16 protein-coding genes, 1 tRNA gene and 1 pseudogene are annotated in these 15,374 nt (G+C 34.2%); 5 read left to right on the forward strand and 13 right to left on the reverse strand.

Annotation, left to right across the window (positions count from 1 at the left end; genetic code table 11):
• Positions 1-210: 210 nt before the first annotated feature.
• The 6 genes from DM397_RS08825 to DM397_RS08845 form a co-directional block, all read right to left on the reverse strand.
• Complete coding sequence (locus DM397_RS08825; RefSeq protein WP_111377186.1) at positions 211-1,674, reverse strand: MoxR family ATPase; 1,464 nt, start codon at positions 1,672-1,674, stop codon at positions 211-213.
• Positions 1,675-1,814: 140 nt separating this feature from the next.
• The gene (locus DM397_RS08830; RefSeq protein ID WP_111366997.1) at positions 1,815-2,933 is read right to left on the reverse strand and encodes a vWA domain-containing protein; all 1,119 of its coding nucleotides are present in this window, start codon (positions 2,931-2,933) and stop codon (positions 1,815-1,817) included.
• Between the two features lie 106 nt (positions 2,934-3,039).
• A complete protein-coding gene (locus DM397_RS08835; RefSeq protein ID WP_111377187.1) occupies positions 3,040-3,420 on the reverse strand; it encodes a YchJ family protein in 381 nt (126 codons plus the stop codon).
• Complete coding sequence (locus tag DM397_RS08840; RefSeq protein WP_111289368.1) at positions 3,410-3,643, reverse strand: hypothetical protein; 234 nt, start codon at positions 3,641-3,643, stop codon at positions 3,410-3,412. The genes DM397_RS08835 and DM397_RS08840 overlap by 11 nt, the downstream gene beginning before the upstream one ends.
• 116 nt (positions 3,644-3,759) lie before the next feature.
• Positions 3,760-3,900 carry a hypothetical protein gene (locus tag DM397_RS23900; RefSeq protein WP_167511672.1) on the reverse strand — a complete coding sequence of 47 codons (141 nt, stop codon included), beginning with the start codon at positions 3,898-3,900 and terminating at the stop codon, positions 3,760-3,762.
• On the reverse strand, positions 3,900-4,442 hold the full coding sequence (locus tag DM397_RS08845) for a hypothetical protein (RefSeq protein WP_111377188.1): 543 nt from the start codon (positions 4,440-4,442) through the stop codon (positions 3,900-3,902). The genes DM397_RS23900 and DM397_RS08845 overlap by 1 nt, the downstream gene beginning before the upstream one ends.
• A gap of 86 nt (positions 4,443-4,528) precedes the next feature.
• On the opposite strand from DM397_RS08845, the gene DM397_RS08850 reads away from it, so the two are divergent.
• The 5 genes and pseudogenes from DM397_RS08850 (at position 4,529) to DM397_RS08870 (ending at position 7,488) form a co-directional block, all read left to right on the forward strand.
• The gene (locus DM397_RS08850) at positions 4,529-4,774 is read left to right on the forward strand and encodes a hypothetical protein (protein ID WP_111377189.1); all 246 of its coding nucleotides are present in this window, start codon (positions 4,529-4,531) and stop codon (positions 4,772-4,774) included.
• 358 nt (positions 4,775-5,132) lie between these two features.
• Positions 5,133-5,573 carry a KTSC domain-containing protein gene (locus DM397_RS08855; RefSeq protein WP_095931645.1) on the forward strand — a complete coding sequence of 147 codons (441 nt, stop codon included), beginning with the start codon at positions 5,133-5,135 and terminating at the stop codon, positions 5,571-5,573.
• Between the two features lie 262 nt (positions 5,574-5,835).
• The gene (locus DM397_RS08860; RefSeq protein ID WP_111377190.1) at positions 5,836-6,597 is read left to right on the forward strand and encodes a DUF4369 domain-containing protein; all 762 of its coding nucleotides are present in this window, start codon (positions 5,836-5,838) and stop codon (positions 6,595-6,597) included.
• A gap of 18 nt (positions 6,598-6,615) precedes the next feature.
• Positions 6,616-7,002, forward strand: a pseudogene (locus DM397_RS08865) (TlpA family protein disulfide reductase); the annotation flags it as partial.
• 405 nt (positions 7,003-7,407) lie between these two features.
• Positions 7,408-7,488, forward strand: a tRNA-Tyr gene (locus tag DM397_RS08870).
• 162 nt (positions 7,489-7,650) lie between these two features.
• Here the strand turns inward: DM397_RS08870 and DM397_RS08875 are convergent.
• The 7 genes from DM397_RS08875 to DM397_RS08905 form a co-directional block, all read right to left on the reverse strand.
• Positions 7,651-8,718: a proline racemase family protein gene (locus tag DM397_RS08875; protein WP_111377192.1), complete on the reverse strand. Its 1,068-nt coding sequence runs from the start codon at positions 8,716-8,718 to the stop codon at positions 7,651-7,653.
• Complete coding sequence (gene lhpI, locus DM397_RS08880) at positions 8,711-9,685, reverse strand: bifunctional Delta(1)-pyrroline-2-carboxylate/Delta(1)-piperideine-2-carboxylate reductase (RefSeq protein WP_111377193.1); 975 nt, start codon at positions 9,683-9,685, stop codon at positions 8,711-8,713. The genes DM397_RS08875 and lhpI overlap by 8 nt, the downstream gene beginning before the upstream one ends.
• Before the next feature lie 212 nt (positions 9,686-9,897).
• Complete coding sequence (locus tag DM397_RS08885; protein ID WP_111377248.1) at positions 9,898-11,295, reverse strand: DHA2 family efflux MFS transporter permease subunit; 1,398 nt, start codon at positions 11,293-11,295, stop codon at positions 9,898-9,900.
• Between the two features lie 163 nt (positions 11,296-11,458).
• Complete coding sequence (locus tag DM397_RS08890) at positions 11,459-12,583, reverse strand: ABC transporter permease (protein WP_111377194.1); 1,125 nt, start codon at positions 12,581-12,583, stop codon at positions 11,459-11,461.
• A complete protein-coding gene (locus DM397_RS08895; protein ID WP_111377249.1) occupies positions 12,580-13,686 on the reverse strand; it encodes an ABC transporter permease in 1,107 nt (368 codons plus the stop codon). Before DM397_RS08895 ends, DM397_RS08890 begins: the two co-directional genes overlap by 4 nt.
• A 1-nt stretch (position 13,687) precedes the next feature.
• A complete protein-coding gene (locus DM397_RS08900) occupies positions 13,688-14,431 on the reverse strand; it encodes an ABC transporter ATP-binding protein (RefSeq protein WP_111377195.1) in 744 nt (247 codons plus the stop codon).
• Entirely contained in the window at positions 14,421-15,371 is a 951-nt protein-coding gene (locus tag DM397_RS08905; protein WP_111377196.1) for an ABC transporter ATP-binding protein, read from the reverse strand. Before DM397_RS08905 ends, DM397_RS08900 begins: the two co-directional genes overlap by 11 nt.
• Positions 15,372-15,374: the final 3 nt, after the last annotated feature.

Below are 15,374 nucleotides of genomic sequence, written 5' to 3' on the forward strand. Positions count from 1 at the left end.
GAAAAACCGATTAGACCAGATTAAGTTTTAATACAAATTCAATAAAATTTAATTTAAACACATAGAAACATAGATTTTAATGCTTCTGTTTAAGATTACAAAAAAAGCTAGCTTTAACACATAGCTATGTGAATTTAAATTAGTGAAACGCCTTTTTCTCAGTTTGCAAAAACTATGTTTCTATGTGTTAAAAAATCTTAATATCATTTTTTAGAATTTACTGATATAGCTTCCGTAAATATCTCTAAACTGATTTCCTTTTGCAAAACGGTCTTTACTCAACTTTCTATATTCTACCAATCCCCAAAGGATGAATTCTTTCATAAAATATACATCTTCTTTTACCAACTGCGGCTGATACTTTTTCAATAAATCGTCTAATGGAGTTACTTCATCCAAAATACTTTTATATTCTTTGTCTGAAGCATCATCTAATAATTCAAAACCGCTTTCTGCAAAAAACCATTCTACAATATCTGAATATGGCGTCTTTTCATCTGGTTTTTCTAGTTTTTCTATTTTAGGAAAATATTCTGGGAATAAAGTTCGAATCGCAGAACCAATCAGGCTTTCAGCAACCACATTGGCTCCCTCCTGTTCTCCTTCGTAAACCAATTCTACTTTTCCTGTAATGGCTGGAATAATTCCAATGAAGTCTGATAAACGTAAAGTCGTTTTATCAGCTCCAGAAATCAAAGCTCGGCGTTCTGCTGTACTGATTAAATTTTCGAAAGCTGTGATGCTCATTCTCGCACTTACACCACTTTTATTGTCGATATATTCGCTTTCGCGAGCTTCAAAACTTATCTGTTCTAAAATATCTCTCGCCAAACGCGGAACATAAACCACATCGGTCTGATTTTGATCTAATTTAGATTCTTGCTCTGTAATCGTTCTGGCAATCTCGATACTTTCCGGATAATGCGTTAGGATCTGAGAACCAATTCTATCTTTCAAAGGCGTTACAATGCTTCCTCTATTGGTATAATCCTCTGGGTTTGCAGTAAAAACAAATTGCATATCTAAAGGCATTCTCAATTTAAAACCTCTAATCTGAATATCGCCTTCTTGCAATATGTTGAATAAGGCTACTTGAATTCTAGCCTGTAAATCGGGCAATTCGTTAATTACAAAAATACAGCGATTTGCTCTCGGTATCATTCCGAAGTGAATTACGCGATCGTCTGCATAAGATAATTTTAAATTTGCAGCTTTAATTGGGTCAACATCACCAATTAAATCAGCAACCGTAACATCTGGAGTTGCCAATTTTTCAAAGAAACGTTCGCTTCTGTGCAACCACGAAATTGGTGTTTCATCTCCTTTTTCCACAATTAAATCCTTTGCAAAACGAGAAATCGGATTTAACGGATCGTCATTAATCTCTGAACCTTCCACAAACGGAATATATTCGTCTAATAATTCGACCATTTTGCGTGCCAAACGTGTTTTTGCCTGTCCGCGAAGTCCTAGTAAATTAATATTATGACGAGATAAAATTGCTCTTTCTAATTCAGGAATTACCGTGTTTTCAAATCCGTGGACGCCTTCAAAAACAGGTTTTCCCGATTTGATTTTTTCGCGAAGATTATTTCGCAATTCATCTTTAATACTTGTAGTTTTATATCCAGCGGCTTTTAATTGACCTAATGTCTTTATAGTATTTATTTCCATTGTGTTGAAATATAGATTTTTATTTTTTTTTTCAAAAGGCAAAGCATTGTGTCTTCACTTTGCGTAGACGCACTGCAGTGCGTCTCTACGATATGCGTTGTGTTTAGAAGACCTTTGTTCCTCAGAACCTTTGCACCTATCTATTTAATCCTCTTCTTCCTATTCGCTTCATAGTCCTCAAAAATCATTTCACCCAAACCTTTAATTCCGGTATAAAATGCTTTTCCCTGATTAGCTTCTGTAAACTGATTCACAAAACGCTGTAAATAAGGATCACGTGCAATCATAAAAGTCGTAATCGGAATATGGAGCTTTCTCGCCTGCTGTGCCTGAGTGTAGCATTTATCGACAATGTATTCATCCAAACCATTACTATTCATGTAATAAGAGCCATCTCGTTCGCGAACGCAACTTGGTTTTCCATCCGTAATCATAAAAATCTGCTTGTTGGTATTTCGCTTTCTCCGCAAAATATCCATCGCCAATTGCAAACCAGCAACGGTATTAGTATGATAAGGACCAACTTGCAAATACGGCAAATCTTTAATCGGAATTGTCCAAGCATCATTACCAAAAACCAATATATCTAACGTATCTTTTGGGTATCTTGTTGTGATTAACTCAGCTAATGCCATGGCAACTTTTTTTGCAGGCGTAATTCGGTCTTCGCCATACAAAATCATACTATGGCTAATATCGATCATTAGAACCGTGCTCATTTGAGCTTTGTACTGAGCATCTTCTACGATCAAATCGTTTTCAGTTAGCATAAAACTTTCGACACCATTATTAACTTGAGCGTTTCGAAGACTTTCAGTTAAAGAAATTCTTTCCAGACTGTCACCAAAATTATATTCACGGAATTCTCCTGTGTGCTCATCACCGCTTCCAGCGTATTTTGTTTTATGATTTCCGTTTCCAGATTTTTTCAAGTTTCCAAAAATCTGATCCAAAGCTTGCTGTCTAATCGCTCTTTCGGTTTTAGCTGTAATGCCAAAACCAGAACTTCCATCTCCTTTAACTTCATCTTTTATGTATCCTTTTTTCTTAAGGTCTTCTATAAAATCGTCAATAGTATAATTCTCGTCGGTAAGTTTATATTCTTTGTCCAGTTCCCGAAGCCAGTTTATTGCTTCATCAAAATCGCCCGAAGTATGGGTGATCAACTCTTTAAAAATCGTAAAAAGTTTGTCAAACGGAGACTGAAAAGGAGCTTCGTAAGTCTTAAAATAAAAGCCTTTTTTAAATTCGTTTTTCATAAATCTAAAATTACATCATTTTGGAATTATGAAAAACGAATCGTTTATTAATTTTTAGTTAAAATATTTAACCAAAAATCCCAACTAACAGTGTTAGATATAATAATTATTCAAACTTTCCGTCTACATAATACCAAGCGCCATTTTCAAATTTAAAAGTAGAAAATTCATAATGCACTTGTGGTTTATTGTCTGAATCCAAAAAGTAAGCTTTGAATTCTACTGTGTTTTCTGTAAAACTCAAAATTTCCAACTTCTGCCATTTATTAGAAACTGCCCATCTCAATATTTCAGGTTTAGAATAATATTTTCTTTCTGAAACATAAGTCGTTTCCATTAAATAATCGGCATTATAAGTGGCATATGCCGAGTATCTTGATCGCATTAAAGCTAATGCTGAAGACGCTTTTTGATTACCTCTGAGATACAATCCGCAGCAGTCATCAAAAGGCAATCCTGTGTCGCAGAAACATTTTTTATTCGCCATCGACTGGTTCTTCTCCATTAATTTTTACATGAAGCTGATTTAACAAAACTTGGTAACGAGTAATTTCTCTCACCTCTTCGTCTTCTTCAGCAAAATCAATCATTTCGTCAAGTGTTTCACTTACTTCAAGTAATTTGTTGTTTGCTTCTCTGTCGTTTTTCGCCGCAATCAAATCAATGATTTCCTGTACGTTTGCTTTTAGTGTTTCGAATTTTGAATTCATTTGTTTGTGTTTTTTTTCGCCACGAATTACACAAATTTTCACTAATTTTAAAATGCATTGAACACAAATTTTAAATAAAATTCGTGCTAATTCGTGAAATTCGTGGCAACTTATATTTACTCTTTACTTTCGTTGTACTTCTTTACTATTTCTTTGAGTTTTTCTTTTCGGGCAATTTCAGCTTGCTTTGCTTTTGCCTGGGCTTTATGCAATTTGTCGTTGTGCTTTTTGATGTTCTTTTCGTTATTACGTCCCATTACACTTCTCTTTTAATTTGTTCTAACGTTTTTTCAGTAAAAATCAGTTCGTTAATAAGCTGCTTTCTAAGGTCATCGATATCATCATAATCAAAATGCTTTGCCCAATTGGTCAGCTGCTGCAAGTTTCTAATCTGTTTTAATCTTTTTGTAGTTTCAGCACTTGTTCTTAAAATTGCTTTTCCGTCATATTCAGGATTATTTTTGTGCTGATAATTGGCCAGATTCTTTTCGAAATCGGCTTCTATATAATACAGTTTATCAGTTGCATTATCTGGGTAAAATTCTGTCCATTTTGCAAAACCAATTTTAGTCTTCGATTCTGTTTCTGGATCACGGGCAATCAAGCGCCATTTGCTGTTGGCCAGCCTTCCCCAATGGTTCGAAACTCGGTACATTCCTTCTTCGGTATAGTAATACGTACTTCCTGCTTTGCTTTCAAACTGCTTTTTCAATCCTTGAATTGAATCTGGAAGCACTTCATTAAAAGCGCAAAAGGTATTTTTAAAAGAATTAGGATGTGGCTTAAAATTTTTCTGCATGCTGCAAATATACTCAGATTACGACGAACTCCCTAAAACAAACCTAAATTGCTTACCTTTGCACTTTAATTCAAAACAAAAGAATCATGTCTAAAGATACAGAACAAAAAATGCCACAAAAAGGAGTTTTTACCGGCATTATCGAAAAAGATGAAAACAATAATTATTTCTGCGGAGAATATCTTTTAGACTACAAAATGGTTCAAGCCAAATTTAATGTTGGCGATTGGATTACCATAAAGTCTGTTATCGAAAATCCAAGCGACATGAGCTACGATAAATACCCTAAAAAATCAAGAAACTTCGACAAAGCAAATCATAAGCCGGAATAGTTTTCTTGTTTCAGGTTTCAAGTTTCAGGTTTTTGTTGGAACGCATAATTTTTACCGCAAAGAACGCTAAGGTTTACACAAAGTTCGCAAAGTTTTTATATAAAGCTTTACGAACTTTTCATTTTAGTGAATCTCAAAAGAAAAATCTTTGCGTGCTTTGCGTAATTCTTTGCGAACTTTGCGGTTAAAAAAAATCCCTGTATCCTTTGCGGTTAAATAAACTTACCGTTAACTTTTCTCAATATTTTTTCTATCAAAACTAAAAAGTTAAAAAAAAGTGTACCTTTGCAAAAAATTTGTCGATTTGAACCAAAACAAAACGATTTCAAACTAATAGACAAGTAGTTACCTTTTATTTATGAAAAAAATAGTTGAATACCGCAAGTTACTAAACGTAGAAAAAACTGCAGAGTTAAAAGATTTAAAGACAATTTATCGTAATGCGATGAAAGAATCTCATCCTGATAAATTTGTGGGAAATGAAGCTGGTTTAAAAGAAGCTGAAGAAAAAAGTAAAACGATTATCGAAGCTTACCACTTTTTAGTAAGTATTCACCCTGATACTATCAAACTAAATTTACCTGAATACACAGAAACAATTTCAACTTGTTCTATCACAGATTACAAATTTGTAGAAGGTCGTTTAATTATTGATTTTTCTAACGGAAGTGTTTACGAATACATCAGTGTTCCTAAAGCAACTTACGTGAAAATGGTAAATGCAGATTCTCCAGCAAGATTTGCTAAAAGACATATTTTAAATTCTTTTACTTGGAGAAAGAAAACAAATCAAGAATAGTTTTACAATACTATATTTTACAAAAAAGCACTCTGTTAAACGAGTGCTTTTTTTATGCTTAAAATTTAAAAAATTAAATATAGAACTTTGAATTATGTTTCACATTAATAGTTTTTCATCAAATTAAGTCAACAAACAAGCTGATTTCATGTGTTTTATACTCAAAAAAACTATAACAAAATTTTAGGTTACAAAATTCTGTATGTTTTATAATTTTAGATACTTTTGTCACACAAATCAATTAACTAATTAATTTTTTATAATGAAAAAAATACTTTTTGTACTTACAGCTTCTGCGGCTATCATTTCTTGCAGCAAAGTTAAAGATGGAGAATACCTAATTACAGGTACTGCTACAGGAATTGAAAATGGAAAAACTATCATCTTACAAGGTCAAGACCCTGCTACGAGAATGCCAGTTTCTCTTGATACAGTAAAAGTTGAAAACGGAAAATTTGAAATTAAAGGAAAAGTTACTGAACCAGCTTTCCATACATTAATATTACAAGGTGCTAATGGACCTATTCCATTTATCTTAGAAACTGGAGAAATTAAAATTGCTGTTGATAAAGACAGTATCCACAAATCTAAAATCTCTGGAACTTACAACAATGATGAGTATGTGACTTTTATGGAAGATATGAACAAAACTCAAAAAAGTTTAATTGATTTCCAGAAAAAGAACAACGATAAAATGAAACAAGCTCAACAAGCTCAAGATACAGCAACTATCAATGGCTTGATGAAACAATACATGGAAATTCAAAAAGAAGTTCAAGAAGGAAGCAAAAAGAAATATTTAGCTTATGCTGAAAATCACCCAAAATCTTTCATTACAGCTTTAATCATCCAAAGTTTATTGAATGATCCAACAGCTGATATGAAAAAATTAGAAGGACTTTACAATGGTTTGGATGAGTCTGTAAAAAATACTGCTCCAGGAAAAGAAATCAAAACTAGATTTGGTCAAGCAAAAATGCCATCTGTTGGTGCAACAGCTCCAGCGGTAGGCAGCGCTAAATGAAGAGCAGATTTTTCGGCTCCAAATCCAGAAGGAAAAGTAGTTTCTCTTAAAGAAAGCTTAGGCAAAGTTACTATCATCGATTTCTGGGCTTCTTGGTGTGGACCATGCAGACAAGAAAATCCTCACGTGGTAGCTCTTTATAAAGAATTTCATTCTAAAGGATTAAACATTGTTGGAGTATCTTTGGACAAAGATGCCGCGAAATGGAAAGAAGCTATTGCAAAAGATGGTTTAACGTGGACTCATGTTTCAAATCTTAAATTTTGGGAAGAACCAATTGCTAAACAATATCATGTTGAAGCGATTCCTGCAACTTTCATTCTAGATGCATCAGGAAAAGTAGTAGCTCAGGATTTAAGAGGTGCTGAATTAAAGGCAAAAATTCAAGAATTGTTAGCTAAATAATTCACATTTAAAATAAATAAAAAAATCTCCCTAGTGGAGATTTTTTTGTTTTTATGGTATGCCATAAACTTAGAAACAAAAATTCATCAAAAACGAAATAAAAACTCAGTTCATAAAAACTTCTTCTTCTTCAATATTTACTCAAAACATCTGTAATAGCAATAACTGATGCGTTTATGAATGACTAAGCTCAAAAAAATATCACCCAAAACGTAACCATAATCCTACTTTTTAAAATGAGATAAAAAAAATACATTTTATAGCCTTTTTATTTTATTCAATTCCAGCGAATTAAAAAACAACTTTAAAATAACCTAAAATTAAGTCCTTTTTTTGTTTGGATATGTAGAAAGAGTTCCTATCTTTGCCACCGCTTAGAACAACAAAGCACAACAAGCTGAGATCGGGGAGATACTCAAGCGGCCAACGAGGGCAGACTGTAAATCTGCTGTGTGAACTTCGCAGGTTCGAATCCTGCTCTCCCCACAAAAGTCCTAATCTTTGATTAGGATTTTTTTTTAGGATAGAAGTAAAATAAAAAACTGCAAATCTTAGGATTTGCAGCTTTTTATTTAACAGTAGTTTTAATCTTTTAAAACCACATAAAATCTCTTATAAACGATTCTATAGCATTTTTTTACTTTTTTATTATCGAAGTATAAACCCATTCCTCATAGGATCTTTCGGATCTATTAAAAATGTATTTACTCCTGTTACAAAAGCCGTTCCTTCAACTTGCGGAATTACGGCATTAAAAGGTCCAAATTTCTCTTCCCTAACTAGCGATCCGATAAAAGTACTTCCAGTTATACTTTCTATCGTAATGGGTTCATTTACATTTATAGCATTTCTAGCCTTTTCAATCGCAATTCTTCCAGAAACACCAGAACCTGTTGGAGAACGATCAACTTCTCCATCGGCAAATACACAAACATTTCGGCTGTGATTTGAAACATTCATCGGTTCATCAATAAAAATAGTTCCGTATAAAAAGCTCAAATCTTCTTCAAACGGATGCTTAATTTCTTTGTCATGATTCATTACAGCATGTTTTATGTCGATGCCGTTTTGAATAATTGCTCGGTAATTCTCTTCGGTTAGGCCAAAATTCAAATGTGTATTTTTCCTCAAATCTACATAAGCATAAAAAGCGCCACCATAAGCCAAATCATAAACAACATCACCGATGCCCGGAACATCGACAACACGATCTAAACCTACGGCGAAACTTGGCACACAATGAAACCTCACTCCTGTTACTTCTCCATTTAATACGGTCACAAATGAAAAAATTCGACCGCAAGGCGCATCAATTTTTAATTCATTCTCACCTTCTTGTACTTTTATCCAATTCATTTTTGCCGCGAGCGTGCTTATCGCAATAATCGCATGGCCGCACATACTGCTATAACCTTCGTTATGCATGAAAAGAATTCCAAAATCTGCATCTTCATCATTTGGAGGAAGTAATACACAACCATACATATCAGCATGACCGCGAGGTTCAAACATCAATGCTGTTCTTAAATAATCGTAGTTTTCTTTTATATCTCTTCGGTATTCTAAAACGGTATTTCCTTTAAGCTCTGGAAAACCAGAAACAATAACGCGCAAGGGCTCACCGCCTGTATGCATATCGATTGTTTTGATCTGCAGTACAGAGGCATCTGCTTTATATTCAGTATTATTACAAATATTTTGGTAGGTATTAGACATTTTTTTGTGTTTTTAAATTATACTCTTCATAAAAATATCCAGCTGCAACAAGATCTTCTAACGCATGTCCAACGGATTTAAAATAGGTAATTTCGGTATCCGAAGTTCTGCCTTGTTTTGCATTACTGCACAGTTCAAATAAATCTGCTTTGATTGTTTCTTTTGAAATGATTCCATTCGTAAGCGGAATCAAGATATCGCCACTTTCCTTTAGTCCGCCTTGATAGGTATCAAGAAACAGACTTGATTTTAAGACTGCTTCATCATCGGCTTCACGCATATCTTTTTTATATGCCCCAACGAGATCTAAATGCTGTCCTGGTTTGAGCCATTTACCAAAAACAAGCGGAACTGGCGATAAAGTTGCCGTCGAAATAATATCAACTTGAGAAATAACTTCTTCTATGGTTGAAACTGGTTTGCAGATCAGTGAAGAGTTTTTAAGCGCATCGCAAACCAATTGTGCTTTTTCTACCGTTCTTCCCCAAACATAAACCTCTTTTATTGGTCTAACACTTGCATGTGCCTGAATTAAATTAATGGCCAATGCTCCTGTACCAATCATCAGCATAGACGAGGCATCTTTTCGTGAGAGGTAACTGCTCGCTAAAGCAGATGTTGCCGCAGTGCGTTTACCAGTCAGTGATTTTGCTTCTAGAATTGCTTTTATATTTCCTTTGTGACCATCAAGATAAATATAAGTTCCTTGAATTGAAGGCAAATCATATTTGCCGTTATCAGGACTTACTGTAACTATTTTTACGCCTAAATCTTTACCCGCCTGGAATGCTGGCATTAACAGCAGTGTAGAATCTTTACCTTCTTCTGGATTAGCATAATCGTGATGATGACGCATGGGCACATTGATATCTGAGGTCGAAAATCCTGCCCGAAGTCTTTCTATAAGTTCTTTAAAATTGCATTTTTCTTCAATGAAATGATCTGAAATAAATTGTATTGGTTCCATGTATTTTGTTGAAATTTCATTAAAAATAGAAGATTATTTCATCGCAATACTATTTCACCTAAAACCAGATAATATAGGTCAATTTAGGGTTAATATAGTACAGATTTGTTATATGTGAAGATTCCATACTTTTATAAAAAACAACTTCGACAAGTCTTTTTTCTAAAACTGTTTCAACGAAAATAAAATACTTGCATAAAACTCTGGCAGTTTTACATATACCCTTCCCCATCTGTTTTGCTTAACTTAGAAAAAGTATAGCTAGATAAAATAGTAAATACCGCCAATGTAATAAAAGTATATTTAAATGCTTTGTCTGTATTTAAGTTAAAAATACCTGACTGAAACAACGAAAGCGCAAGACTTGAAACCGAAACTCCAAAACTTACCGAAAGCTGCTGCATTATCACCAGCATTGTATTTCCGCCGCTTGCCGTATCCTGGTCTAAATCTGAAAGTGTTATGGTATTCATTGCCGACATTTGTATAGAAGTAAAAGTTCCATAGAATATCATCAGCAAAATATAATAGCCAATTGGTGTTTCTTTTGTTACAAAACCAAGAATAATCAATATAATTCCCAATAAAATAGTGTTGCTTATTAGTACTGTTCTATAACCGAAAAATTTTATAATGCTCACCATAAAAGGTTTCACCGCTACATTTGATAAAGCAGAAGGCAATAACAGTAAGCCCGAGACAGAAGCCGAATAGCCAAAACTAGTTTGCAGCATTAGCGGCAATAATAAGGGTAATCCGCCTATTCCGAGTCTTGTGATCAAACTTCCAACTAACCCAATTTTTAAGGTTCTAATATTTAAAAGATGCAAGTCGATTATAGGTTTTTCGGTTCTTTTATAATGGATATAATAAAAAAGAGAAAGAAGTCCCGACAGAAATAGTAAACTCAAAATCACAATCATATGAGTCCTCTCATCTCCTATAAGTTCTAAAACCAAAGTAATAGAAATCAATGCTAGACTGAAATACATCAAACCTCTAAAATCGAACCTTCCTACTGCATGTTTGAAATTAGGCATAATTTTGTACGCCATAGAAATTCCGATAAGACCAATTGGAATATTTACCAAAAAAATCCAATGCCAGCTTAGATTATCAGAAAGAAAACCTCCTAAACTTGGACCAGCTACCATTCCTAATAATCCGAAAACGGTTATGAAATTCATTGTTTTAAGCAATTCACTTTTTGGATATTGATATAAAATAGCCAGCCGTGCAACTGGCACCATCATAGAAGCGCCCACCGCCTGTAAAACACGAGCTAAATTAAACAATTTTAAATCGGTAGAAAGTGCACAAAATAAAGACCCCATAATGAACAAGAACACAGCAATCATAAACATAGTCCTAGTGCCAAATTTATCTGCTAACCACCCAGAAAGAGGAATAAACATAGCCAAGGTCAAAGTATAAGTCACAATAACAGAATGCATTTCTGTTGGTGAATATCCCATATCTCCAGCTATTGAAGGCAGTGAAGTATTAAGAATTGTACCGTCTAATGATTGTATAAACATGGCAATTGCTGTTACCCAAGGAAGCAGATGAACCGCATTTTGCTCTTTTTTTTCTTCTTTAATATCTAGCATCATATAGTTTTAGATAGAAACTCGATTTATAGCTTATGAAAATTAATAAAAAAAAAACGCTTAATCATGTTAAGAATATCTTTTTTAAATAGGAATTGCCTCGCCCGAAGTTTAAAATTTTCAAGCTACGTAATAAAGACCCTATATGTTTTTATGCAAAATACTAACTTGTTTTTCTATAGTTATAAATCGCCAATGAGTTTAAAACAATAGCAAAAATAAATAAGTATAAAAGCTCTCTTCCAACTTCTTGCAGACCGCTTCCTTTTAAAACAATAAGTCGAACCACTTTTATAAAATGCGTTACAGGAGTAAACTCTGAAATGGTTCTTGCCCAATTCGGCATGCTATCGGTACTGGTGAAGAAACCGCTCATAAGCATAAAAATCATCATAAAGAAAAAAGCAATAAACATAGCTTGCAATTGTGTATCGGCAAATGTTGAAATCAAAAGTCCTAATCCTAATAGAGCGGTTAGATAAACTCCTGCAAAAAGATATAGCACTAAAAAACTACCTTGTGGAAATATTCCGTAAATCAGATACATTACAATAAGACCGACTGTAAATACAGTCATTCCGACAATCCAAAACGGAATGAGTTTGCCTAAAATGAACTGCCATTTCTGAATTGGCGTCACATTAATCTGTTCAATTGTACCTATTTCTTTTTCTTTTACAATATTTAATGCTGTAATAAATCCGCCAATCAAGGTGAGCAATAAAACTAGAATTCCAGGAACCATATAGTATTTATATTCTGCTCTCGGATTGTACCAATTTGTGCTATTTAAAGTAATCAAGGATGGCGAAACAGAAGCCGATTGTGGTTGCAATTTAAACCGAATATCCAAATCATTGCTAAAATCTGCCAGCACAACATTTAAATAAGCATTTCCGATATTAGATTTCGTCCCATTAATGGCATCTGCGGCGATATTTACTTTCTGGCTGCCTTCTCTTACCAAGTTTCGTTCAAATCCAGAAGGTATTTCTAGAATCAAGTCAGCATCTGCTCTTTCAATAAATTTCAGGCCTTCTAGATAAGAAGATGGGGTTCCAACAATATGGAAATATCCAGAAGAACCAATTTTATTAATTAGTTTTTGCGAATACGAACTATGATCGTGATCGACATAAACAATATTTACGCTTTTCACTTCAAAATTAGCCGCCAAAGGCAAAATAATCAGCTGAAAAATCGGAACGAAAAACATCATTGCCAGTATCGTTTTGTCTCGAAATATCTGGCGAAATTCTTTCTGTAATATAAAACCCAGCACTTTCATGACAATCTAATTTTAAATTTTTTCAAAGAAATCGTCAGCAGAAGAATCGTCATTACAACAAGTATTAAAGTTTCCTTCCAGATATAAGAAAAACCTAAACCTTTGAGCATAACAGCTTTTACAATGATGTAATAATAGCGCGACGGAATTAAATGCGAAATAGCCTGAAATATCCAAGGCATATTTTCTAACGGAAACATAAATCCTGTAAGCAGTAAAGTCGGAAGCATCATTCCCATCATGGATATCAGCATCGCGGTCTGTTGTGAATCGGTTACATTTGAAATAAGCAAACCTAGAGAAAGACAAGTAATGATAAACAAGATGCTTTCTGCGAAAAGGAGCAGAAAACTTCCTTTAATCTCGACATCTAGCAGATATACTGAAAGAAATATAATAATAACAAAATTAATTATGGAAAGCACTAAATACGGAATTGCTTTTGCGATTAAAACCATGATGGGTTTGAAAGGCGATACCAACAAAATTTCCATCGTTCCAAGTTCTTTTTCACGCACAACAGAAACCGAAGTCAAAGCTGTACTTACAATCATAAAAATCAAGGCAATTACGCCAGGAATAAAGTTAAGCGAACCGTTCTGCTGTTCATTATAAAGCTGTCTTAATTCTGGAATTATTTGGTAATTTAATTTCGTTGTCGGATTTAATTCCTGCTGATAGTCTTTAATAATGGCGTTTAAATAATTGGTCACAATTGTTGCCGTATTAGGATCTGATGCATCTGCAATTACCTGAATTTTTGCTCCTCCGAGACGTTGAATATCAGAACCAAAATTGGACGGAAAAATGACTGCGCATTTTATGCTTCCGTCTTTAAATCTGTTCTCAATATCAGTGTAATTCAAGATTGGATTTTGTACATGAAAATAAGAACTGGATTCTATCTTTCGAATCATTTTTTCGGTATGAATATCGTGTGAATTATCCTGAATGGCAATTCCGATATTTTTGACTTCGCTGCTCAGCGCAAAACCAAAAAGAATAATCTGCACAACAGGAAGTCCAAAGAGAATCAAAAGTGTTCTTTGATCTCTAAAAACATGATGAAATTCTTTTCGAATAAAAGCCAATAATCTTTTCATACTAATCTGATGTTCTTTGGGCATTTCGCGCCAATTCATAAAAAACGCCATCCATAGAAACGGCATCGAAGCGTTTTTTTAATGCTGATGGAGAATCTATTGCTGCAACATGCCCGTCAACCATAATACTGATTCGGTCACAATATTCGGCTTCGTCCATATAATGTGTGGTCACAAAAACCGTAATTCCATCGGCTGCTGCCTGATAAATCATTTCCCAAAACTGACGTCTGGTTATTGGATCAACGCCTCCTGTAGGTTCGTCTAGAAATACAATTTTTGGACGATGAAATACCGCAACAGAAAAAGCCAGTTTTTGTTTCCATCCTAATGGCAATCCTCCAACCAGTTTTTTGGCTTCTTTCTCCAAACCTAAAGTCGAAATCAAATCTTTACTTCTTTCTTTAATTTCAGGTCTTGAAACTCCATAAACTCCAGCAAAAAATTCAATATTTTCTAGAATGGTCAGATTATCATACAGCGAAAACTTCTGACTCATATAGCCAATATTCTTTTTAATTTTTTCCTGCTGATTGTATACATCAAATCCCGCCACGTGGGCTTCTCCAGAAGTCGGAAAAGAAAGTCCGCAGAGAATGCGCATAGCGGTTGTTTTTCCAGCTCCATTGACACCCAAAAAACCAAAAATTTCGCCTTCGCTCACTTCAAAGCTAATTTTGTCAACCGCTTTGAAATCGCCAAATTGTTTGGTCAAATCTTTACAAACTATAGCTTTATTTTCCATTCAGCATTTCTTTTGGTTCATTCAAATGATTTTGTTCCCGCATTAGACGAATAAAACTGTCTTCGATTGTGGGTTCTATTTTTTTTACTTCTAAATCTTCGGGATTGTATTTTTGGGCAATCGCTTTTACTTTCTCTACATCTGGTTGTTCTGAGACTAATGTCAGATGAAGAAATTCTCCAAATGCATCACAGTTCTCCACCTCTTTTTCGGTTCTAAGATTTTGTAAAAGCTTATAGATATTTTTTGCTTTTACGGCAAAAAGCATTTTAGGAAAACGGTTTATAATTTCCTGCGGTTCATCAACTGTCATTATTTTTCCGTTTTGGATAAGCGCAATGCGATCGCATAATTTTGCTTCGTCCATGTAAGGAGTCGAAACTACGATTGTGATATTTTGCTTTTTAAGTTTTCCCAGCATTTCCCAAAATTCACTTCGAGAAACCACATCTACACCTGTTGTGGGTTCATCTAAAAATAGTACTTCAGGCTTATGAATTAGCGCACAGCACAAAGCCAGTTTTTGCTTCATTCCTCCCGAAAGTTTTCCAGCACGTCTGTCGTTAAAAGGTTTTATCTGATCGTAAATATCTTTGATCAATTCATAATTTTCCTCAATTGTAGTTCCGAAAATAGTGGCAAAAAACTCGAGATTTTCTTTCACTGTCAAGTCTTGATACAAGGAGAATTTTCCAGGCATATAGCCTACTTTGTTTCTAATTTCCTGAAACTCTTTTACAACATCATGTCCTTCAACAGAAGCAGTTCCTCCTTCTGCCAAAAGTAATGTCGTTAAGATTCTAAAAATCGAAGTTTTTCCAGCGCCATCAGGACCAATTAACCCAAAAAGTTCTCCTTTCTGCACTTCAAAAGACACCTCATCTACAGCGACAAAATCACCATATTTTTTAGTAATATTTTTTAATGTAACTGCAGACATAAA

Origin of the sequence: Flavobacterium nitrogenifigens (assembly GCF_003254565.1) — a bacterium.
Lineage (GTDB): Bacteria > Bacteroidota > Bacteroidia > Flavobacteriales > Flavobacteriaceae > Flavobacterium > Flavobacterium nitrogenifigens.